Source organism: Paenibacillus sp. 2TAB19 (assembly GCF_052115185.1).
GTDB lineage: Bacteria > Bacillota > Bacilli > Paenibacillales > Paenibacillaceae > Pristimantibacillus.
In genome coordinates, this window is sequence record NZ_JBFRGE010000020.1 from 23,842 (window position 1) to 44,918 (window position 21,077).

Genomic DNA, 21,077 nt, shown 5'->3' on the forward strand with positions numbered 1-21,077 from the left:
AGTAATTAAACTCCGATCTGCCGTATGAATCAGCATCTGCACTAGACAGCTGCCATTATGAATTGTTCTTATCCGGATCTTCTTCCGGCGTATCTCTCTTCTCAAGAACCGGTGCGTTCGTGTTAGCCGCCTCATCCTCGCGAGTCTGAATGCGAACCTTCACATCGCCAACCGTCTCAATGATCGGAGCAGAAGTTGGTTCTACTGCAACCGAATCAGAAGAAGCGGAGCCTTCGCCCTTAAGAGCGCCCGTCTCGATCAAGGACTTGATTTGATCCATCTCAAGCGTCTCTTCGTTAAGAAGCGTTTGGGCGATCAAATGTACTTCCTTGCTCTTCTCGGACAATAGCTTCTTCGCACGAGTGTAGCACTCGTTCATGATTGTCTGCATCTCTTGGTCGATCTCGTACGCAATCGCATCCGAGTAGTTCTGTTCGTGACCAATATCGCGACCTAGGAATACTTGGCCTTGCGTATTGCCGAATTGCATTGGACCAAGCTTGTCGCTCATACCGTATTCCATAATCATGCTGCGAACAATGCTCGTCGCTTGCTTAAAGTCGCTGTAAGCGCCTGTACCGATCTCGCCGATGAACAATTCCTCGGCTACGCGTCCGCCAAGCAAACCCGTTACTTTATCAAGCAATTCTTGCTTTGTTACAAGCATACGATCTTCCTTCGGAAGCATGATGACGTATCCGCCAGCGCGTCCGCGAGGAATAATCGTTACTTTGTGAACGGTATCGGCATGCTCCAAGAAGAAGCCAATAATCGTATGTCCTGCTTCGTGATAGGCAACGATCCGTTTCTCGCGATCACTGATGACACGGCTTTTCTTCTCCGTACCAACGATGACGCGGTCAATGGCTTCGTCAACCTCATTCATCGCAATATCTTTCTTATTGCGGCGAGCTGCAAGCAGCGCCGCTTCGTTAAGCAGATTCTCCAGGTCCGCGCCTGTGAACCCTGTTGTACGCTTAGCGATAACATCAAGACGAACATCCTTGGACAGCGGCTTGTTGCGGGCATGAACCTTCAGCACCGCTTCTCGTCCTCTCACATCTGGGCGATCAACCGTAATTTGACGGTCAAAGCGTCCTGGACGGAGCAAGGCCGGGTCAAGAATGTCCGGACGGTTCGTTGCAGCAATAATAATGATGCCTTCATTAGCCCCGAAACCATCCATCTCAACGAGCAATTGGTTAAGCGTCTGCTCGCGCTCGTCATGACCGCCGCCAAGACCGGCGCCGCGCTGACGGCCTACCGCATCAATCTCATCGATGAAAATAATACATGGAGCGCTCTTCTTCGCATTCTCGAACAAGTCCCGCACGCGCGATGCGCCGACGCCGACGAACATCTCGACGAAGTCAGAACCGGAAATGCTGAAGAACGGCACGCCTGCTTCGCCTGCAACGGCGCGAGCCAGCAACGTCTTACCTGTACCTGGAGGCCCGTTAAGCAATACGCCCTTCGGAATGCGAGCGCCTACCAGGTTGAACTTACGCGAATCCTTCAAGAAATCAACGACCTCAACGAGCTCTTGCTTCTCCTCGTCGGCACCCGCGACATCCTCGAACGTGATCCGTTTCTTCTCTTCATTGTATAAGCGCGCACGGCTTTTGCCGAAATTCATTACTTTACCGCCGCCGCCCTGTGCCTGATTCATCAGGAAGAAGAACAGGACGAAAATGATGACGAATGGAATGATGGATGTAAGGAATGTAAGCCAAATGCTTGGCTGATCCATTTCCTTGCTCTCCATCTTAAAGCCGTACTTCTCTTGCCATTCTAAAATTTGCTCCTCGGCTCTAACGCTAATTCGGGATACGAATTGGTCGCTTTCGGCCTTCTCTGGCGCTTTAATATATTTACCAGTTACAAAATAAGTCTGGTTCTCGTACTTCAAGCTTAATTCCGCTACATTGCCTGATTCAATAGCAGTGCGGAGCTCATCGTATCTCAAACCAACGGTCGTCTTATTCTGGCTGCTGATAAATTGAAAAATCCCAACGGTCACCAAAAAGATGATTAAATAAAAACCTGTATTACGGATGATCCGATTCATCCCCAACCTCCTCTCAGGCGCTTAAAATATTTTACCATAGCATGACTTTCCATAACAATAGAGGTAGATGGAGAGGGCATGTACGGTTAATCGCGTTGTTTATTTTTCATAAACCTCAGGTTTAAGGACACCGATATACGGAAGATTCCGATATTTCTCAGCGTAATCCAGGCCATACCCGACAACAAATGCATCCGGAAGCGTGAAGCCCTTGTAATCCGCCTCGAGCTCGACCGTTCTGCGTGCCGGCTTGTCAAACAGCGTGACGATCGTAACCGACTTCGCATTGCGTCGCTCAAGCACATCAATCAAGTAGCTTAGCGTCAGACCGCTATCGATAATGTCCTCCACGATCAGAACGTCGCGTCCTTCGACCGATACATCAAGATCTTTAATAATCTTGACGACACCCGACGATTTGGTCGATTGCCCATAGCTCGATACGGCCATGAAGTCAATCTCCAGAGGCACATCAATCTCCTTAACGAGATCCGACATAAAAATAAATGCGCCCTTAAGAACGCAAATAACGAGCGGATTGCGACCCTCGAAATCCCGAGTCAGCGTCTCGCCAAGCTCCTTCACCTTCGCCTGAATTTGTTCTGCATTATAAAGCACTTCCTGAATGTCGTTACGCAAAATACAGATCCCCCTACGCCTTAACTATGTTTATGAGTGTACCAGTGCATCTTATTCGTTAACCGCGAGTTGCCCGAATGTACAGTACGTCTTGCGTGTCAGGCGCCGTTAGCGCGTGAGAGGATCTCCGTATGCCGGGAATCCATAGCAATCGTCCTGCCGCGTCGAACAGCAGCGGATAAAGTTGTCGCTCCGATGGAGCAAGCTTCTCGTCAACGAACATATCTTGCACTTTTTTCGAACCATTTAATCCTAAAACTTGAATTCTGTCACCGGGACGACGGTTGCGCAATGCGAGCGGGTAAGCAAGCTGCGCTAGATCGAAGCAAGCCTCGTACCTCGAAGCCGGCTTGCGGCTATCGATGCCTCGAATACGTTCGAACTGAAAGCGCCAGCCCGTTACCAAGCTCATATCCAACAATGCCGCATTCACTTCAAAGCTGTATTCATCAGCAGCCCCCTCTTGCGACTGCTGCGAAGCCTGGACGAAACGAAGACTATCGTATTCACGAACGCATCGAACCCCAGCTCCCGCATCCATTCGCCAGGTGCTCGGAGCGTGAATCGCCGCGGCAAGCCGCATCGTTTCTACCTGTTCGAAGGATATGTTTTCCGTGTCCGTTGAAAGATACCTTAATATTAGTTTAATCAATCTCCTTTGTAAAGCGACGTGAAAGCCGCGTAAATCGGCACAGCTTACCGCACATTCTCCCTCAGAGCTAGTCACAATCTGCGAAAAAAGCGATGCCGTCTGCTGTTCCATCCATTCGTCCTCCGCTCCTGCCACATCGGCAAGCCGCTGCAGCGACCCAGGAAGCTGTGGATTGAACTGCGTGAGGTAAGGCAAAATATCCAGACGTATTTGATTACGAAAATAAGTGCGTTTGTCGTTGCTGCTGTCTATGCAGTAGGGTATGTCATGCAAGACGCAGTAACGAACAATGTCTGACTTGTTCATACGCAGCATCGGCCGAATAAGTTCCACGTTTTTTTCGCGGCGTTTGGAGACCATTCCGGCTAGTCCGGTGAGCCCCGTTCCGCGCAGCAGGCGCATCAGCACCGTCTCTGCTTGATCATCGGCATGGTGCGCCAGCGCAATGCGCGATGCTCCGAAGCGCTCTGCGGCTTCGTACAGGAATGCGTATCTCCGCTCTCGCGATGCCGCTTGTCCGTTCATTCTCGTTTCTTCTATATAAGCCGGCATATCGAGCGTTATCGCCTCGAACGGCACCCCTAATTGCGCGGCATAGTCGCGAACAATATCATGCTCCCGCTTCGACTCTTCCACGCGAAAGCCATGATTCACATGTGCGACGCTAATGCTTAGCTTGCCAGCCTTCATGAGCATCGACAGCATATGCAGCAGCGCCATCGAATCCGGTCCCCCCGATACGGCAGCTACAATGCGATCTCCATCATTCCATAACTGCCGTTCGGCTGCCGCTCTCTCTAGTTCCTGTTGCAAATTCATAGATAATGCTGCCTCCGTTTCTATCTCCTCGCCTCACGCAGTACGTATCACAGCATGTTGCGAAGCAGCCAATATACCGACGTGACCAGCAAGATGGCCGATGCTGCCGCCAGCCCCTTGAGCCAGCCCGGGGTAGAAGATGTCCGATGAATGTCTCTTCGGTGCATAAGCACGCGCCAAGCTTCGTGACCCTCCTTCGCGTTCATGAACCCGCCGGCAAGCGCCTTGCGGATCCAACCGGCAATCGGCATAAGAGCTGTACTGCCTTCTACGATCTGCTGCAGCTCGGCGGTCGAGCGATTCTGTGGCAGCAGCTCCAGCGTCAACTGATGCAGCTGCTTGGGTTCATGCAACTGAATGCACAGCACTGCAAAGGAGAACAGATCATACCGTTCATCTGCCGATCTGGGGCCGCCGTTCCAGTAACCTCGGTCGTAGATCTCGGTGAATTGACGGACGCTTTTGCCCTTCGCTGTAACTCCGCCGAAATCGACTAGCTCGACATGCCCGTAATCGCCGACAAGCACGTTCTCGACCTTCAGATCGCCGAATACCCAGCCCGCTTCATGCAAATGAGAAAGCTTGCCAAGCAGATTAAGACCAACGAGCGGAAACCATTCCGTTCCTTGCTGCTTGAAGTAGTCGCTGAGCGTCAGCCCTCTCACATAACGCATGATATAGAAAGGATACTCCTTTCCATCCGGACCATACAAGTCGTCCACATCGTACAGAAACGGCTCCAACCCGTTTCGCTTCTGCTTCGCGATGGACTGGAGCACATTAATTTCCGATTGAAGATCGACGGCATCTGCGCCGACCTTCAGCGCATACCACGAACGATCCCGCTGTACGAGATATACTTTGCCGTTAGCCCCCTCGCCAAGCAGCTTCTCCACGCGGTAGCGGCCTTGCTTCCACTTGCCGGTTACGGTCACGCCTCGCCGAAGCTCCCATTTAAACGACGTAGCCACTCATCATCCCATCCGTTTCGTCTCTGCTCTGTTTACCATAATCGCCTTGACGGTAAAAATCAATAACCTGCATGATCGCCGGTCCCGTCGGCGTCGTTCCGCCCATTTGCAACTTCGGAAATATCGCTTGAACGCCGTTCAGATGCGTCGTCCAGCCTAGATCCATCACGCAGTCGTCGCCATGCCGCGATGCTGGAAAATGAAATACCGATATTTCACTCTTGCCCTGCCGCGCCTGCAAGCTGAGCATCAGATCACGAATCGCTTCTTCCACGGCCGCCAGCTTCGGCTTCATGCTGGCACTGGCGTCTATCAGCAGCGCCACCTGAAGTGACGACGTCTCGCCAAGCTCGTCGATGACGCGAACGACCTCGCCGCGCTTCTCCGGCGGCAATGACTCGATCGAACCGTTGCCGAGCACCTGCTTCAATTCCTTCTGTACAGCAAGCTGTATCGTCTGCACGACCGTCTTGCGCGTCATCATCTGCACCGTCTGCGACAGCTGGCGCATATTCACAAGCCGGCTTAAGCCGCCCCCGGCGCGTGCGATCTCATCAATCTCCGAAGCGCCAAGCTCGCCCGCATCGCCTTGATCGAGCACGCCGACCACATTAACCGAAATGCCCTCCGAATGCGCATGCGCAGCCGCCACTACGGGACTGAGGCCTACGTTCGAGCATCCATCCGTTATCAATAAAATTTGCTTCATCCTAATCCCTCCTAAGAATCGCCTTCCTATCAGCTTTTCCTTTTTTGGGAGAGATAAACCGCTAGACTAGCAAAAAGGTTGTTATTCTCTCGAATCTATATGTATATCATCGGCATTATCCTGAATCGGATGAATGAATCCTATAGCCTATCCTGCCTCAGCTTCCTTGTTTCGCTTCTCATCTGCAATGACAACGCCAAAAGCATGATGTCACGGCAACTGGCCTTACAGTCGCTGCGACATCATGCTCTTCGAAATGATTAGCCTGACCTGCTCAGCTCACCGTCCTTGGACGCTCGACCTTCGAGACGCCGGGCCAGCGGAATGACGCCCACTCCGGCATATGCTTGTCGATGCGGGCGACAAGCACCGTCATATCGTCGACGATCTCTCCTTCGTGATAACGAACGACCCTCTCCAGCAACGCATCGGCCATCTCCTGCGGATCATCCGTCTTCAGCTCGCCAATAATCCGCTTCATCCACATCTCCTTGTTGACCGCGTGGCCGGGCGCATCATAGATGCCGTCGCTCATCATCACGAGCGTATCTCCAGGCAACAGCTGCACGGAAATCATATCGACGTCGATATCTTGCAATATTCCGATCGGCAGGTTGTTGGCCGTTATCAGAATAACCTCGTTGCCCCGCCTAATGAAGCTTGGCGTAGATCCGATCTTCATGAATGTCGTCTGCGCCGAATACAGATCGACAATCGCAAGATCCACCGTCGCGAACATCTCGTCCGACGAGCGCAGCAACAGCACCGAATTGACCGACTTCACGGCCAGCTTCTCATCCATGCCAGACTGCAGCAGCTGCTGCAGGATCGACAGCGCCGCGCTGCTCTCCTCGCGGGCTCGCTMGCCATTGCCCATGCCGTCGCTGATCGCCACCGCGAACTTGCCGTTGCCAAGCTCGGTCATCGTGAAGCTGTCTCCCGACAGCCAATCTCCGCCCTTCGCCGCGCCGGCAATGCCCGTCTCTACCTCGTATTGCTTGGCCGAGCCGAACATGACAAGCGTCGGCTCGCCGCTCTTCAGCGGCGGAACTTCCGATTTCACGGCGATATGCTCGCCTAGTATATCGCTAAGCAGCGGCGCAATAATTTTGCGGCATTCATCGAACCCCTTCCCGAACGTGTGGTAGACCTCAATATCTACATTTCCCTCCTCCAGATTCACAATATCAATGCCTTGTATCGATAAACCGAGGCCCTCGACCGCTTCACGAATCTGCTCTTCCTGCAGATGCAGCGTCTGTCCCTCGCGCTTGATTTCCTTCGCCAAGTCTTCCATAACCTGCGACACGCCAACCAATTGATCGGCGACAAGCTGCCGCGAGTCGAATATTTGCTTCTTCCAGTGCATATTATTTTTGTATAGCTCGTACTGCTGCTGCATATCGGAGAGCACGAGCGGCGCCTTGACGCAATGAGCCGTCCATGACTTAGGCATATCCTTAGCGCGCGGAACACGATCTTCTTCCACGACCGTCATCATGTCGGTCATCATTTTATACGTATGAAAATACTTATCCTCCCAGCATGCGTCCCTCCTATGGCAGGACGCGCACGTCTTCTGCGCAACGGCGCCCATAAAGTGATTGATCTCATCATCGCGCTTCACCTCTCTCACGCTTTGGTTCAGTTGACCGAAGCTGCGCGACAGCTGGCGGAATACATCCGAGTATTGCGTTACGCGGTCGGCCGTTACTTCCCGAACCCGTCTCGCATACTCATGCTGCGACTTCGCATGCTCGTTCGTACCCGGCACGTAACGCGAAATGGTGCGGATCATCGCCCGCGGCGTCAGCATCAGCATCGTAGCCGCGGCGACCGATTCCCATGTCGATGACATCACATCGGCCTGGCTGCCCACATAGATCGATAGGATCGACGTTCCGAGCAGCATCCCGAAAGCAGTGGCCATTTTGCCGCCCTCGCGAAGCAAGCCCGCAAGTAAACCCGCAAACGCCAGAAGGCTCATCTGAACGATAGCGCCGTAGTCGGCCAAGCTCAGGATAAGACCCGCCACAACGCCGACGGAAGCGCCAAGCGGAGCGCCGCCTGCCAGCGCGAACAGCAGCAGCATATACCGCGACATGACATGCTCCGCGGACAAGCCGTAGACCATCCACCCGACAGCGCCTGTCATCACCGACGCCAGCAAAATCATCAAACATATAATTTCCTCGTTTTTTAACGAGGCTGATTTCTTCGTCATCGTAAGCACCGGTATCGCCTGAATGAACACGAGCGTAAGCACGAAGCTGAGCGCCGCCTCGACGACCACCATCATGAAGTTGTACCAACTGAGCGAATCGCCTATGAATACGCCGAACAATTGGACAAGCAGCGTCGCCGCGAACACGACGATCGGAGCCGACGACAATTCCGCCCGTTCATACGATTCCAATCCTTTAACAATTAAGAATAAGACCGCAATCTCCATCGCTATCCACATCGGCGCCGGATCGGCTGCGAACCAACTGCCGGCAACGAGCGATATTGCCACCCACAAATAGATATCTCTCCGCAAAAAATAAATGACCGCAAAATACGCTGCCGCGAACGGCATCAAAGACTCCAGAATGACCGCCCTTCCAAGCAGAAACGCCACGCCAACGAGCAGGAATGTCCATTTCTTCGCCAAGAGCACCTGGATGAAATGCCGCGCTGCCGCCCACTCTCTCCCTTTCCGCATCATGACCTGAATCAGATTTGTCCGATTTCCTTTGGGAAGCTGCACCACATTTTCCTTTTCCACTAACTGACACCACCATTCCGAGTTTATTGTGTTTCTCATTATAGGAGGTTGTCCGAGTGAAGTTTGTCAGTTAACGTAACAGGGCAAAAAGTTTTTTCCGACAAAAACAATTGCAAGCGCACTCATTGTCATGACAACTGCAACACCAGCGCCAGCAAGGCTTTGCCATGCTATTGCAGTCTGCCTCTGACAAAATCGGCTCAACAAAAACCGTCGCCAGCTACCTTTCATAACTGTCAAATGGTGGGTGTAACCTGTCGGTATTGATGGAGGATCGGAGAAAAGTTTTTGGACAAGCCGATAAGCGGACGCAATCCGACAACCTTGTCCTCTTCTCTAGAACAAGTACCTACAAAGCGCGCGGATTAGGACGACAGCCTTACCAAAAAAGCAAAAAAGCAGAACCATATCGGTTCTGCTTGTGTGTATGATAGGATAACGATTCAGCTTATACCCGCTTGGCTCCGCGTCCGCCGCGTTTGCCCTCCGTGTTCTTCTTCAAAGAGGAGATGCGTTCTTCGCTGTCTTTCAGGAAGCGCGACATTTTATCCTCGAATGACGGTTTACCGTAAGCCGGTCTGCCAGACGATTGCTTGTTGAAGGGACGTCCGCCTCGGTCTTGTCCTCCACCTCCGCGGTTGAAACGTTCTCCACCACCGCCGCCTGCACCCGGTCCGCCTGTACGCTCACGTTGTGGCGGTGGCTGTTGGCCTTCTGGTCGGTCAATGGCTTGCTTAATGGAAAGCCCGATCTTGCCGTCTTTGTCCACGTTGATCACTTTGACCTTCACAACATCATCGATCTTGAGGTGATCCTTCACGTCCTTGACGTAATTATCAGCGATTTCCGAAATGTGAACGAGACCTGTGACACCTCCCGACAAGTCGACAAATGCCCCGAAATGCGTAATGCCTGTCACTTTTCCTTCTAACTTCGCGCCCACTTCAATTGCCATAAAATAAAATGTTCCTCCCTAAAAGTTTYGCRAAACATAAAGCTGAATTCGATGATAGTCGAATTGGTGTGAAGCAAAACTCGCTTCGAAAGCATAAACCTAAGTTTTGCGAAACATAAAGCTGAATTCGATGATAGTCGAATTGGTGTGAAGCAAAACTCGCTTCGAAAGCATAAACCTAAGTTTTGCGAAACATAAAGCTGAATTCGATGGTAGTCGAATTGGTGTGAAGCAATAAGCATAATATCAATTCCATAAAATATGATTCTTTAGAATCAATTTTATTAGAAAAGTATCGCTACTACCGTGATTATAACCGAACGGAAGAAGTAAGGTCAACAGACGTTCACCCGATTTCGCCGCCCTATCTTACAACCTGTATCTGTGTCTCGCCCTTGTATACCATGCCATGATCCTTGGTTGCAAGCTGCGAAATATATTCTGGATCGTTCAGTCTCTCGATCTCCTGCTTCATTGCTTCGGTATCGGTCTTCGCCGTTTCCAATTGCTGCTGAATAGTCGCCAACCTCGAATTCGTCGCATGCTGCTCCTGCAGCTTGCCAACGAGCGTGTAGGTCGCCCAGCCGATAAAGAGGACTACGAATAACAGCCACATCCTAATCCGGCGCTTCGAGCCAGCATTTGTTGTTTGCTTGTTCACTGCAGCAGTCGTCATGTACGCGGGGGCCTCCTCAACCATTTGCTCCACAATTGGGTAATCGTAAATCCGAGCTTGCTCGCCCGTTCCTGAAGTCGCCATTTGGCTATATAGGGACTGAGCCAGCGCGCCAGCGGGCGCACGGCCGGGCTTGTCATCCAAACAAGCAGCCGCCAAAATGGACGAACCAATTGTAACACAATTTTTAGCAGGAAAATAGTGAGCGCAGACCCAAATCCTAAAATTACCTTAACCAATTTGTAGAGCAAAAGGAGGGGTTTTACAATGATAAAATCCAATAGTTTAAGGATAAATGCAATGATCGCGCGCACTGCGCGAACGAGCCATTTCACAATGGCGATCACGATTTTGCTCAGTAAAAAGTAATATACGATGACGCCGATAGCTAGTCCAATGAATACGTACGCCCGCACCTCGCCATTGTTGCTTGCGTACAGTACCCGAAATACGGCCAGCGCCGCGGCCATCCAATAAACGATGTCGAGCACCGGCAGCCACCAGCGAGGGAACTTCAGCTCGTTCGATACGACGCGATATCCGTCGAAGACGACGCCCATCCCAATCCCCGACAGCAGCATGGCGGCCATCGTCATCCATTGTACGGTTAAGGTCACTTGAACAGCTTGCCGAACAAGCCTTTGGTCTTCGTAGAGGCGTTGCCGTCCAGATAGGCGAGCGAATGGACGAGCCCCTCTATTGCTACAAGGCCTTGCTCAAGGCTTAAATGCTTCATATGCAGGTTCTGTCCCTTGACCGTTAAGAAGCCTAGCTCGGTCTCTAGCAGAAACTCCTCGCTATCGAAGCTCTCTACGTTAATGACGCCGGTCAGCTCCAGCAGCTTGCGGTTTAACATCTTCACTTCCTGACGCTTCTGGCTCTTGTTTTGGTCCACCATAGACTCGTCCTCCGCTAATCGCTATATTTTAAATTCGCCGTTTACGCTTGAGACTAGCTTATGGGCGTGGGACGAGTTTTAGAACTAGCTTTGACATGCTTAAGCTGGGCAACGATAATGACGCTGATGACGATGAGCAGAAACCAGGAGCTGATCTTGCTCACATGGACGAGCGTCCACGCCGTCTGCTGATCGGGGTATGTCCATGCGCCCAGCAGCGTTGATATATTTTCGGCAATCCATATGAACAGCCCGATAAGAGCGAATGACAACACCATCGGCATCCGATAGATTCGTTTATCCACCGTATAGGAAACCGTCGTCCGCCAGAACACTATCAGCAGCGCCCCCGTCAGCAGCCAGCGGAAATCCGGCAAGTAGTGATGCGTGAAGAAGTTAGCGTAGATCGCCGCGCAGAGCGGAAGTGATAAGTAAAACGGAGGCCAGTGCTTCAGCGTCAGATCCATGCGCCTCCATGCCTGACAGAGGTAGCTTGCGACGCTCGCATACATGAAACCCGAATAGAGCGGTACGCCGAACAGCTTCGTCCAACCTTCGTCGGGGTATGACCACGAGCCCATGTGGACTTTATACAGCTCAAGAGCAAGACCGATGAGATGGAACACGCATATGACCTTCAGCTCGTCGATCGTCTCCAACTTCGTAAGCACCATAACCGCTTGCATCAATAGGCAGACGAGCAAAAGGAAGTCGTAGCGAGGTATGTACGGAACATCGACCACCTTGGTGAAGGCCATAGCCGCAAAGATTACGACAGGAAACAAACAGGACAACGCCTCCTGCCAGCCAAAATGTACGAGAAAGCGAAATGCTTTGTTTACCACATCAGAATTTTCAAGTGCTTTACAGCGATAAAGCGTAAAGAAGATCATTCTGATTGGCGATAAAAACTTCCGCTTAAACGCGGTCGCACATCCTCGAAGTTCTACGATAGAAGTTTTTCTCATAGACGCCATTGTTGCTCATCTCCTCCCCATCTAACATGCTTACGCTGTTCCACAAGTAGGGAGTACGATCCGTACGGGAAGAAGTCGCATTTTTTGTGGGAGAGGAGGCTGATTGGCTAGTCGCGACGGGCTAACAGCTTAATTTTAACTTTAATGGCATTTTGGGCAACTAATCGGGGGTAGGGGTTGGCAGATGTCGTTTAGTTCGATTTGGGGACGTTAAATTCGAGTTCTTCGGCTTATTAGGCGTGAAAGTGAAAATTAGTTCGATGAAATGCAGCTATTCACCGCATATTCCGTATTCGCTCTGATTTAGTTCGACAAAATGCCACTACAGAGACTTGGGCGCTTGGAGATATAAAAAAAACCGCCCGGCAAACGTAACGTTTACCAGGCGGTTTCGTGCGCATATGCGCTTATCGTCTTATTTCTCCCACTCAAGAACATTCTCGCGCGGGCGCTGCTCTTCTTTCACCAAAGTGTACAGCTCTCCGGCTTCATCCTTCCGGGTCGATTCCGAGATCCGCTCGACGCGTACCGTCACAATCTTCTGCCCGTACTGGATTTGGAGCTCATCTCCCACCTTAACGGTGCTGCTCGCTTTCGCTTCGCGGCCATTGATCCATACGCGACCCTGCTCGGATACATCCTTCGCAACGGTGCGGCGCTTGATCAATCGGGACACTTTGAGAAACTTATCGAGGCGCATTAGACTACTTGATAGCTTCTTTCAGCTTGTTGCCCGCTTTGAAAGCAGGGATTTTCGCTTCAGCGATCGTGATTGGATCGCCGGTTTGCGGGTTGCGGCCAACGCGGCCGGAACGCTTGCGAGTTTCGAAAGTACCGAAGCCGATCAATTGTACTTTGTCGCCGCCAGCAAGTGCGTCAGTTACTTCGCCAAGAAAGCCGTTAAGTACAGCTTCTACGTCACGTTTAGTCAATCCGCTTTTTTCTGCAATGTTGTTGATCAGGTCTGTTTTGTTCATCATTAAATCCTCCTAATTTCATACCGTTATTTGGGGTCAGCGTTCTGCACGCCGCCATGGTTGGAAATTTTTACTCCACATGCAGAATACATATTCTGCTCGAGAGCAAAAAAATCCTGCCGCTATTTGAAATTTTTTTGTACATAGTGAGGAATAAAGGCGATTTGTGACGAATCGAGCGTAAACGGCAGTGCCCACAATGGGGGCACAAGCTATCGTTTCGCGTAGAATTCTATGGCCATTATAAGAGTGAAACTTATAAAATGCGTAGAATTCAAGCGTAAACGGCTGTGCCGATTTTGGCGGCATATGCTATCGTTTCGCGTAGAATTCTATGGCCATTATAAGAGTTAAACTTATAAGATGCGTAGAATTCAAGCGTAAACGGTTGTGCCGATTTTGGCGGCATAAGCTATCGTTTCGCAAGAAATATAAGCACGGTATAGACACCAAATCTATACTTTCTCTTATATTTGAGAGCTATGATTGGCGCTTTGCCTCTTCCCACCAGCGATCCATTTCTGTTAAATCAGTTTGGTCAAATTGTTTGCCGCTTATACGAAGCTGCTCCTCAATATACGAAAATCTGCTATAAAATTTTTTGTTCGTACGAGAGAGAGCCTCCTCGGGATCGGCATGGATGAATCGCGATGCGTTCACAACGGCGAACAATAGATCGCCGAGTTCCGCAGCCTGCTCCTCCTGCGACTTGTCCGCAATCGCTTCGCGAAGCTCAGCGAGCTCCTCTTCGATCTTGGCAAGCACAGGGCCGAGCTCATCCCAATCAAAACCGACTTTAGCCGCTTTTTTCTGCAGCTTATAAGCCTTCATAAGAGCTGGAAGATCGGACGGAATACCGTCAAGCACCGATTTGCGGCTAGCATCGGTCCCTTTCATCCGCTTCTCTTCAGCCTTCATTTGCTCCCAATTGCCTAGCGCTTCCTCGGCATCGTCCGCGTTCTCGTCGCCGAACACATGCGGATGGCGGAATATGAGCTTCTCGTTCAACGACTGGATCACATCGTAAACGGAGAACGCGCCCATCTCCTCTTCCATCTGGCTATGCAGCATCACTTGGAGAATAACGTCGCCGAATTCCTCCTGCATGCCGTCCGGGTCATCGTTATCGATCGCTTCAAGCGCCTCGTAAAGCTCCTCGATAAAGTTTTTCCGGATCGACTGATGCGTCTGCTCTCTGTCCCATGGACAACCTCCGGGACTGCGAAGAATCGATACGATCTCATGCAGCCGCTCAAACGTGCGATTGCGAAGCGAGGCGTCGTCCGAACGCGGAATCCAGATGAGCGACAGGTTGCCGAAGCCCGGCGTACGGTCAAGCTCATAGAGCGGAACACGAACGATCTGCTGCTGGCCAGATACGCCAAGAGCATGGCCTACGACGACTTCAAAATCGTCGGGATAACGCTCCATTAAGGCAAGCTTCACGTCGGAAGCAGTAAAAGCATCATACACTTGTCCAATAACAGTATGCAACTGCGGCTGCACCATTGACGGCTGCAAATCGGTCGCGTCGAGCAGCGCAAACCCTTCAATCGGGTCGAATCCAAGGCTCACGAATGCTTGGTCGAGGAAGCTCTCGCCTCCTAGAATAAGCAGCTCAACACCTGCTTCCGGACAGTTCTCGCGCAGCAATTGAACGGTACGCTCGGCGACCATTGGATGACCGGGAACGGCGTATACGATCGGTGTTCCCGCACTCGCCTCGCGTATAAGCGTGTCGGCAATGGCCGCGTATACATCCGGGAACGATTCAAGCTGCTCGTAGATGGAGTCGAATGACTCGAACTGGATATTGTTATCGCGAAGCATTGCCATCATCGGGTGCTCAGCGGTACGGACATAGAGGCGCTCCGCTTGCTGCAGCCTGCGGAATGCGCCGAGCGTCAGTTGATCGGGATCTCCCGATCCAAGCCCGATGACCGTAATTGAAGTTGTTGCCATATGTAACAGCCTCCTAAATTCAGTTCGTATTGATGATGCGTATGGTGAAGCGGCAATGATGGTCAACACCCGCTATTGATGGCGGATGTAACTAGTTGTCGCTACGTGTCGGTGATGGTGATCATGATGGTGACGGTGAATAGCGAAAGGTTGTTTCGTTATTTCGGGTGAGACAGATGGGCTAGGCGGAGTGTGCCGCCCCGAAAGGGAGCTAGCGCGCTGGCGGGATCAGCCGCCAGCGCCTCAGCCGGGCGGCCCATTCGCCGCCGCCCGGCAACGCGCGCCATTCGCGCGCGCTAACAGCGCCGCCGCGCAATGCCGCGGCGCTGAAGGCGCAAGCGCCGACGGCTACGCACGTCAGCGCAAGCGCAGCCGCTGCCGCCCGAGGCGGCAGCAAGCCTCCGAGCGCGGCGCCCAGCGCGCGCTCGATCAGCACGAGCGCCGCGGCCATGACCGCGAGCGCGAGCATAAGGGCGGCGGCGGAACGCACGCCGTCCCGTGCCTTTGCTGAGCGCGCCGCCGACACCGGCGCGCTGCCTGCGCTTCCGGCGGCGAACATTCGCCAGCCGATCCGCGCGCCTGCTTGCGCGGCGGCATAGCGCACCGCAGCAGCGCTCAGCAGCGCTGTCGCGCCTAGTGCGGCAATGCCGGCAACTGCCGCACCTTCTGCTCCATAGGCGGGCACAAGCGCCGCATTAAGAACAACCTTGAACAGCGCCGCGGTTAACAGCAGCAGCGCCGGAGCCCGCACAGCGCCAAGACTCTGAAGCACCGGCGCAGCTATCGCATTGACGCTGCCAGCGAGCGCCGTAACACTTACGAGCATGAATATAACCGTTCCTTTCGAATCGGCATACAGCATAACATTAAGCGGCTCTGCCAACAAGACTAGACCAAGGCATGCTGCAGCTCCTATCCCCCAAGCCGCGCGCATGGTTACGGCAAGCTGCTGGCTTAACTGCCCATACGCCCCGCGCATTCTGGCGAGCGCTAAACCCGGCACGATTGCCGCTGCAGCCGCTCCCGCCATCATGACAACAAGCTGGACAAGCGGCTGTGCTCGACTGTAGACGCCGAATACGCTCATCGCTTCCGCCTCGGACATGCCGCTCTCATGCAGCAATCTCGGTACAGTGAACGCGTCCACCACGCCAACCGCCGGCACAACGATCGCGCCTAAAGCCGCAGGCATCGCAACAACGGCCAGCCGCTTCATATCCTTCCACAGAGTTCCACCTTTACGCGGAATACGATCCTTACTCCCATCGCGCCACGCATACAGCGCCAGGAACAGAAGCGCTGCGACGCCTCCAACGGCCGAACCGCTCATCACACCCGCCGCAATATCAGCCTCCCCCCACCCTGCCGTCCAGCTCAGCCATAATACGAATACCATAACGCCAACACGAATAAGCTGCTCAACAAGCTGCGACATCGCCGACAACGACATTCGGCCATATCCTTGAACATAACCTCGCAAAGCTGCAACAACCGGAACGAACAGCAACGCAGTCGATACCGCGCGGATCGCCCTCGCCGTCTCCCTGTCGCCTATCAGCACGGATAGCTCGTCCGCTCCCGCCCATGTCAGACCAAATACGATAATGCCCGTACATCCAAGCAGCAGCATCGCCGCTTGCAAAATCCCCCGTACACCGCCGGAATCCTCGCCTCTGCGAAGCCTCTCTGCAATTAGCAGCGATACAGCCGTAGGCAGACCCGCCGTTGCCAGCACAGCCGCAAGCTGGTAGAACGGATAAACGGCGTTATAAATGCCGAATACCCTATCCCCTGCGATATTTTGCAACGGTATTTTCTGAAATACTCCGATAAGCTTGGATAAAAGGGCCGCCCCGGCCATAAGCATGACGCCGTTCTTCCAAAACCTGCCGGCCGGCTTACGATCCATTGTTCCACGCCCCCGCCTGTCGATCCTGTATAGTTAGTTAAAGCCTATTATACCTCACAAAAGGGGGTTATGAGCAAAGCAACAACGGTCAGCCGAACGTCCTTTTCATGCAATAACAGGAATATCTCCTGTTAAAATCCGGATTTTCTCCCCTCCGATCTACATTAGCTGGAATATATCCTGTTATTTTCTGCAAAATTCGATCCTAAACCGCCACCAAACCCTATTAACTGGACAATTTCCATCTATTCTTTAATTCTTAGCATTTTCTCGATAATAACAGGAGATTTTCCCGTTAAAGCATCGCTTCTATGAACCAGTATCGCTGCAATCACACCAACCCTTTTTCAAAGCTATATAGAAAAAAAAGCCCCCCGGCTCAGATTGCTCTGTTCCGAAGAAGCTGTTCTCTCGCCCGCTTATGTGCTTGTACGCCGCTTTCTTCCTGTATAGCCCCGGGCCACCATTCAGCCAACAAGGCTGACTATGTTCCAACCCTCTGCCTAGCTGTAGAGGAGCTCCTGCTGCTCCATCTGCAACCCGGAAAGGCTGGGCTACTGCTGCTACTGCTCCATCTGTTTTGCTAGGAATCCCGCAGCTGTCTCCGCCATCTTCGTTTCCATATTTGCCATCTTCACAGATTCGTCCTTGCTTAGCAAGACGACCGTGCCGATCGGGTCACCGCCAGCGATGATCGGCGCTGCTACGACGGAGCTATACGTCTCCTGCAAATCCTTCACGACCTCGAATGTGCCTCCGCTCGCTTCAACGAGCGTTTTCCGGTTTTCCATGCAGCTCTCCAGCACCGAGCCGATCTGCTTGTCCAACAGCTCTTTTTTAGACGCGCCGGCCACGGCAATGACCGTGTCTCTGTCGGTAATCATCGTTACATGGTTCGTGCTTTCGAACAACGACTCGGCATACTCCTTCGCGAAGTCGCCAAGCTCGCCAATCGGCGAATACTTCTTCAATATAACTTCTCCATCTCGGTCTACAAATATTTCCAGAGGGTCTCCCTCGCGAATACGCAATGTACGGCGGATCTCCTTCGGAATCACCACACGCCCGAGATCATCGATGCGACGTACAATTCCAGTTGCTTTCATTTCATGTTGCCCCGCTTTCCTAGAGGATTTTGAGTCTACTGGACATCTGCTGCTCGTTTATAACGAAGAGGAAAGATCCTTGAAAGTGATTTTGAATCTGACCATAGTATTCATCGACTCCCATATTCTTATGCACGCCGCTCGGTTGCAGCCAATCGCCCCATATTTCTGCAAAAGGCTCTATTTAAGCCTATTTCCACGGCTTTATTGACCCGATGAAGGTACTGGAAAATCAAGGCTTAGCGCTAGTACAGCCCGCCTAGAGAAGTCACTTCGATTTATCCTGCTGTGAGACCTGCAGATCCCGCTTATCCCCCGCATTATGCTGTACCTGCTGCTCGCTCCTCACCATCAGCTTCCAAATGTGCTGCGCAGCTTCAAGCACCGTCTTCGGCTTCAAGCCGCCTGCGCCCTGAAGCACGCGGAAGGGTCGCGCAAGCCGCGGAAGATGAAGATCGGCTTTCGACAGCAAGCTGTCGTCGAATAGCAGATCGGTCGTCCCTTCGGCCAGCAGTCCGCCGTCCTTAAGCAGCAGCACACGCTGCGCCCATTCCGCGGCAAAATCAACATCATGTGTTGCAACGATAAGCGTGATGCCCGTTTCATGCATCGCCTCAAGCAGCCCCTGAAGGTCGTCCCTGCTCTTCGGATCGAGGAAGGCCATCGGCTCATCGAGCACGATAATGTCCGGCTCCATCGCAAGCACGCCCGCAATTGCCACCCGCCGCTTCTGACCGTAGCTGAGCTCGAACGGCGACCGATGACGATACTCCAGCATATGGACAGCCCCTAGAGCCTTCTCCACGCGATGCCTGATCTGCTCATCCGTCAGCCCCATATTTCCCGGACCGAATGCAACGTCCTCCTCGACGGTAGTCGAGAATATTTGATCGTCAGGGTCCTGGAATACAACGCCAAGCCTGCTTCTAAGCCGCTTTGCTCCGCCTTCGGCCAGCGATTCTCCCAGCAGCCTAACCGATCCCTCGGACGGCTGCTCAAGCCCGCTGAGCAGGGATATGAGCGTTGACTTGCCCGCTCCGTTAGGCCCCATCAAGGCAACCTTATCTCCTTGTTCGATACGGAAGCTGACGTTATGCAGCGCCTCTATAGCGCCATATCGATAGGAAACGCCGAGCACCTCAATAGCCGCCTCCATGTCTCCCCTCTCCAGCATGCCCAATCTTCCCCTTTCGCTTGCATGATGCTTATGAGGCCCGCTGCCGTCATTAGGCCCGTTCGTAATCGGCGCTGCATCATGGCCGGCGAACCCACCGCGCGCCATGATTGAGCGGTATATCCGCTCACTCCGTCCTTGCGAGCGAAGGAAAAGGACGCCGAGCAGCTCTCCGAAACGCTTATATGTTCTACGGCTCCATAACCAGCCGTCAAGCACAAGACCTCGTGAGCGCTGCGCCTTCACCATGCTCTGAGCCTCCGCTTTAAGCAAATAGAAGTAGCGCAGCATCAGACTAATAATTTCGATCAGCACAGCCGGAATGCCGACAGCCCGCAAGCTCTTAATCAATAGAAACTGGGGCGTCGTTGCGCTCAAATACGTAATGAGCAGATTCGCGCACACGATCTTCAATAAAATCAATTCCGCTTGGCGAATGCCTTCCGCGCTCGCTGTCTGACCGAGTAGAGTAAATACCGGCTCTCCAGCCGTATGGAACGGCAGCAGCACGACCGCGCCAAGCCCAAAAGGAATAATGAGCAGCAGCCGCTTCATGATTATCCGAAGCGAAACTCCCGCCCAGAGCAGCCCGAATAGAAAACATCCTGCCGCCCCCAATAGAGCCGCAGGATGTCGCAACAACACAGCTACAACTAATAACCCGAATACCGTCAATAAACGCCGCTTTGCTTGCCTTAGCGTAGATCGTGTTGCCTTAGAGCCGTCCCGCTCCATCTCCATGTGACTGTGCATTCGCTCTCCCCCTCCGTGACGCCAGCCCCTTCATGGAAGCCCACAGTACAACGGCCATAATGCCCGCACCGATCACACCTGCTAAACCAACACGAACCGCCGCCCACGGTACGCCCGCTACCTCGTAATCGGGAATCGGCGCCCATTCATGAACAGCTCCCGCTTGGTCAATGAAGCCATGGTCTTCCGCAACCCGCTCCAGACCGTCCGGATGCGGCGATGCCCAAGGCGACAGCAGCCCAGCTATAACGAGTGTAACGACGAGCAGAACGATCCACTTGCCCTTGCTTCCCGTAATTTGGAATTCGCTCATTGCAATGCCGCTCCCTTCACTTGCACTTTGCTTCGCTCGAGCAAATAGCCTGTCACGAGCGTCGTAATGAGACCTTCTCCGATGCCGATCAGCATATGCCAGCCAACCATCGCTTTCAAGGCTAAGCCAAGCTCGAACGTGCCAGACCAAGCGAGCAGCAGCCCTACCCCTGCCGATGCCGCTACAATAGACAGCCATGAAGCGATGAACGTAATGAATATCCGACCTTTGCCGCCAAAGATCTTCATGCCTGCCTTATATACGCCATAACCGACAAAACAACCGATGAAGCCCGTACACAAAATGTTCGCCCCAAGAACCGTAATGCCTCCGTCTTGGAATACAAGCGCCTGAATAATTAATACAGCGGCCATGACGATCGTCCCGATCCAAGGCCCGAACAAAATACTCGTTAACGCTCCGCCGAGAAAATGCCCCGATGTCGCACCGGCAATCGGGAAATTGATCATTTGCGCCGCGAAAACAAAAGATCCGATCAGCGCCACCATCGGAACCTGCTTGGAAGACGAAACCGCGAGCTTCGTCTTATTCAGACTGTAAGCTACAGCCGCAGCCCCCACCGCTGTCGTCGTGATCCATGCTTTTGCATCCAAAAATCCGTCAGGTATATGCAATTGAAATCCCCTTTCCAGTATCTGCATGTCATCTTTCATGACACCCTTCTTTTGCCTTATTATCAGATAGGCGGATTTTTTCGTCAAGACATATCCAAGTGAGGAAGTGTGAGCCGA

General features: G+C 52.7%; 19 protein-coding genes. All 19 read right to left on the minus strand.

The features are described from left to right. Positions 1 to 55: 55 nt before the first annotated feature. The 19 genes from ftsH to AB4Z33_RS11360 all read right to left on the minus strand — a co-directional run bounded on the left by ftsH (position 56) and on the right by AB4Z33_RS11360 (position 20,999). On the minus strand, positions 56 to 2,068 hold the full coding sequence (gene ftsH, locus AB4Z33_RS11270) for an ATP-dependent zinc metalloprotease FtsH (RefSeq protein WP_442050028.1): 2,013 nt from the start codon (positions 2,066 to 2,068) through the stop codon (positions 56 to 58). A gap of 99 nt (positions 2,069 to 2,167) precedes the next feature. Next, positions 2,168 to 2,707, minus strand: coding sequence for a hypoxanthine phosphoribosyltransferase (hpt, locus tag AB4Z33_RS11275; protein WP_442050029.1), 540 nt, complete (start codon positions 2,705 to 2,707; stop codon positions 2,168 to 2,170). 58 nt (positions 2,708 to 2,765) lie between these two features. After that, positions 2,766 to 4,178 (minus strand): tRNA lysidine(34) synthetase TilS, encoded by a 1,413-nt coding sequence (gene tilS / locus AB4Z33_RS11280; RefSeq protein WP_442050030.1) that lies wholly within the window; start codon positions 4,176 to 4,178, stop codon positions 2,766 to 2,768. A gap of 47 nt (positions 4,179 to 4,225) precedes the next feature. Next, positions 4,226 to 5,149, minus strand: a complete 924-nt coding sequence (locus tag AB4Z33_RS11285) for a serine/threonine protein kinase (protein ID WP_442050031.1) — start codon at positions 5,147 to 5,149, stop codon at positions 4,226 to 4,228. Further along, positions 5,133 to 5,858, minus strand: a complete 726-nt coding sequence (locus AB4Z33_RS11290; RefSeq protein WP_442050032.1) for a hypothetical protein — start codon at positions 5,856 to 5,858, stop codon at positions 5,133 to 5,135. Before AB4Z33_RS11290 ends, AB4Z33_RS11285 begins: the two co-directional genes overlap by 17 nt. A 274-nt stretch (positions 5,859 to 6,132) precedes the next feature. Further along, a complete protein-coding gene (gene spoIIE / locus AB4Z33_RS11295) occupies positions 6,133 to 8,664 on the minus strand; it encodes a stage II sporulation protein E (protein WP_442050033.1) in 2,532 nt (843 codons plus the stop codon). Positions 8,665 to 9,073: 409 nt separating this feature from the next. Then, on the minus strand, positions 9,074 to 9,580 hold the full coding sequence (locus AB4Z33_RS11300) for a S1 domain-containing RNA-binding protein (RefSeq protein ID WP_442050034.1): 507 nt from the start codon (positions 9,578 to 9,580) through the stop codon (positions 9,074 to 9,076). Between the two features lie 364 nt (positions 9,581 to 9,944). Then, a complete protein-coding gene (locus tag AB4Z33_RS11305; RefSeq protein ID WP_337103161.1) occupies positions 9,945 to 10,256 on the minus strand; it encodes an FtsB family cell division protein in 312 nt (103 codons plus the stop codon). Beyond that, positions 10,253 to 10,873, minus strand: a complete 621-nt coding sequence (gene yabQ / locus AB4Z33_RS11310) for a spore cortex biosynthesis protein YabQ (protein WP_442050035.1) — start codon at positions 10,871 to 10,873, stop codon at positions 10,253 to 10,255. Before yabQ ends, AB4Z33_RS11305 begins: the two co-directional genes overlap by 4 nt. Further along, positions 10,870 to 11,154, minus strand: coding sequence for a sporulation protein YabP (gene yabP / locus AB4Z33_RS11315; RefSeq protein ID WP_442050036.1), 285 nt, complete (start codon positions 11,152 to 11,154; stop codon positions 10,870 to 10,872). Before yabP ends, yabQ begins: the two co-directional genes overlap by 4 nt. A gap of 53 nt (positions 11,155 to 11,207) precedes the next feature. After that, positions 11,208 to 12,047, minus strand: a complete 840-nt coding sequence (locus tag AB4Z33_RS11320; RefSeq protein WP_442050080.1) for a DUF817 domain-containing protein — start codon at positions 12,045 to 12,047, stop codon at positions 11,208 to 11,210. A gap of 499 nt (positions 12,048 to 12,546) precedes the next feature. Beyond that, positions 12,547 to 12,831, minus strand: a complete 285-nt coding sequence (locus AB4Z33_RS11325) for an RNA-binding S4 domain-containing protein (RefSeq protein ID WP_442050037.1) — start codon at positions 12,829 to 12,831, stop codon at positions 12,547 to 12,549. A 4-nt stretch (positions 12,832 to 12,835) separates the two neighbouring features. Then, positions 12,836 to 13,108, minus strand: a complete 273-nt coding sequence (locus AB4Z33_RS11330) for an HU family DNA-binding protein (RefSeq protein WP_307207965.1) — start codon at positions 13,106 to 13,108, stop codon at positions 12,836 to 12,838. 480 nt (positions 13,109 to 13,588) lie between these two features. Beyond that, entirely contained in the window at positions 13,589 to 15,070 is a 1,482-nt protein-coding gene (mazG, locus tag AB4Z33_RS11335; RefSeq protein ID WP_442050038.1) for a nucleoside triphosphate pyrophosphohydrolase, read from the minus strand. 211 nt (positions 15,071 to 15,281) lie between these two features. Beyond that, positions 15,282 to 16,979, minus strand: a complete 1,698-nt coding sequence (locus AB4Z33_RS11340; RefSeq protein ID WP_442050039.1) for a polysaccharide biosynthesis protein — start codon at positions 16,977 to 16,979, stop codon at positions 15,282 to 15,284. 563 nt (positions 16,980 to 17,542) lie between these two features. Continuing rightward, entirely contained in the window at positions 17,543 to 18,085 is a 543-nt protein-coding gene (gene spoVT, locus AB4Z33_RS11345; RefSeq protein WP_442050040.1) for a stage V sporulation protein T, read from the minus strand. A 268-nt stretch (positions 18,086 to 18,353) separates the two neighbouring features. Continuing rightward, positions 18,354 to 20,012 carry a cobalt ECF transporter T component CbiQ gene (gene cbiQ / locus AB4Z33_RS11350; RefSeq protein WP_442050041.1) on the minus strand — a complete coding sequence of 553 codons (1,659 nt, stop codon included), beginning with the start codon at positions 20,010 to 20,012 and terminating at the stop codon, positions 18,354 to 18,356. Then, positions 19,975 to 20,325, minus strand: a complete 351-nt coding sequence (locus AB4Z33_RS11355; protein WP_442050042.1) for a PDGLE domain-containing protein — start codon at positions 20,323 to 20,325, stop codon at positions 19,975 to 19,977. Before AB4Z33_RS11355 ends, cbiQ begins: the two co-directional genes overlap by 38 nt. Continuing rightward, on the minus strand, positions 20,322 to 20,999 hold the full coding sequence (locus AB4Z33_RS11360; RefSeq protein ID WP_442050043.1) for an energy-coupling factor ABC transporter permease: 678 nt from the start codon (positions 20,997 to 20,999) through the stop codon (positions 20,322 to 20,324). The genes AB4Z33_RS11355 and AB4Z33_RS11360 overlap by 4 nt, the downstream gene beginning before the upstream one ends. Positions 21,000 to 21,077: the final 78 nt, after the last annotated feature.

Excerpts from the sequence above, each read along its gene's own strand:
- spoVT (WP_442050040.1), bottom strand. The coding sequence starts at position 18,085 with ATGAAAGCAACTGGAATTGTACGTCGCATCGATGATCTCGGGCGTGTG.
- AB4Z33_RS11325 (WP_442050037.1), bottom strand. The coding sequence starts at position 12,831 with ATGCGCCTCGATAAGTTTCTCAAAGTGTCCCGATTGATCAAGCGCCGC.
- AB4Z33_RS11300 (WP_442050034.1), bottom strand. The coding sequence starts at position 9,580 with ATGGCAATTGAAGTGGGCGCGAAGTTAGAAGGAAAAGTGACAGGCATT.
- mazG (WP_442050038.1), bottom strand. The coding sequence starts at position 15,070 with ATGGCAACAACTTCAATTACGGTCATCGGGCTTGGATCGGGAGATCCC.
- AB4Z33_RS11355 (WP_442050042.1), bottom strand. The coding sequence starts at position 20,325 with ATGAGCGAATTCCAAATTACGGGAAGCAAGGGCAAGTGGATCGTTCTG.
- AB4Z33_RS11360 (WP_442050043.1), bottom strand. The coding sequence starts at position 20,999 with ATGAAAGATGACATGCAGATACTGGAAAGGGGATTTCAATTGCATATA.
- ftsH (WP_442050028.1), bottom strand. The coding sequence starts at position 2,068 with ATGAATCGGATCATCCGTAATACAGGTTTTTATTTAATCATCTTTTTG.
- tilS (WP_442050030.1), bottom strand. The coding sequence starts at position 4,178 with ATGAATTTGCAACAGGAACTAGAGAGAGCGGCAGCCGAACGGCAGTTA.
- AB4Z33_RS11320 (WP_442050080.1), bottom strand. The coding sequence starts at position 12,047 with ATGATCTTCTTTACGCTTTATCGCTGTAAAGCACTTGAAAATTCTGAT.
- AB4Z33_RS11330 (WP_307207965.1), bottom strand. The coding sequence starts at position 13,108 with ATGAACAAAACAGACCTGATCAACAACATTGCAGAAAAAAGCGGATTG.
- cbiQ (WP_442050041.1), bottom strand. The coding sequence starts at position 20,012 with ATGCACAGTCACATGGAGATGGAGCGGGACGGCTCTAAGGCAACACGA.
- AB4Z33_RS11290 (WP_442050032.1), bottom strand. The coding sequence starts at position 5,858 with ATGAAGCAAATTTTATTGATAACGGATGGATGCTCGAACGTAGGCCTC.
- yabP (WP_442050036.1), bottom strand. The coding sequence starts at position 11,154 with ATGGTGGACCAAAACAAGAGCCAGAAGCGTCAGGAAGTGAAGATGTTA.
- AB4Z33_RS11305 (WP_337103161.1), bottom strand. The coding sequence starts at position 10,256 with ATGACGACTGCTGCAGTGAACAAGCAAACAACAAATGCTGGCTCGAAG.
- AB4Z33_RS11340 (WP_442050039.1), bottom strand. The coding sequence starts at position 16,979 with ATGGATCGTAAGCCGGCCGGCAGGTTTTGGAAGAACGGCGTCATGCTT.